This window comes from Vibrio sp. 1401 (assembly GCF_033340295.1).
The window spans coordinates 1-577 of record NZ_JAWOWF010000625.1; the positions used below are offsets into that span (position 1 = coordinate 1).

A 577-nucleotide genomic window follows, 5' to 3' on the forward strand; every position below is an offset into this window, starting at 1 on the left:
CGGAAGTTACTGGTATTGAGCTAACTCAGCGTGCGTTGAGCTCGCAAGTTGGCGATTGGGGCGGCATCTTTGTTGCAGTTGCAATCTTCTTCTTCGCGTTTACTTCAATCATCGCGAACTACTCTTACGCAGAAACGAACCTGATCTTCTTGGAGCACAACCATAAAGCTGGTCTAAGCATCTTCCGCGTTGTGGTTCTGGGCATGGTAATGTTTGGTGCGCTAGCGTCTCTTCCTGTGGTTTGGTCGTTGGCTGACGTTTCGATGGGTCTGATGGCGATTGTTAACTTGGTAGCGATTCTGTTGCTATCGGGCATCGTGATCAAACTGGCGAAAGACTACAACCGCCAGCTAGGCGAAGGTAAAGTACCAACGTTCGATGCGAACGATTTCCCTGAGCTTAAGTCTCAGCTAGAAGACGGTATTTGGGACAACACTAAGAAAGACTAAGTGTTCTCCTATCGTTAAAAGCTATTAAGACGATTCGTAAAGCCATGCAGACAATGCATGGCTTTTTTTGTACCCTAATAAAAAACAAAATTAGGGAAGTGAAAGTCATGCTTATCGTAGTTTCTCCA

At 45.8% G+C, this 577-nt stretch carries 1 protein-coding gene; it reads left to right on the top strand.

The window, feature by feature from the left end; translation table 11 throughout:
• A partial coding sequence (locus R7Z77_RS27220; protein ID WP_318137287.1) for an alanine:cation symporter family protein occupies positions 1 to 449 on the top strand: 449 nt, incomplete at its 5' end.
• Positions 450 to 577 lie beyond the last annotated feature (128 nt).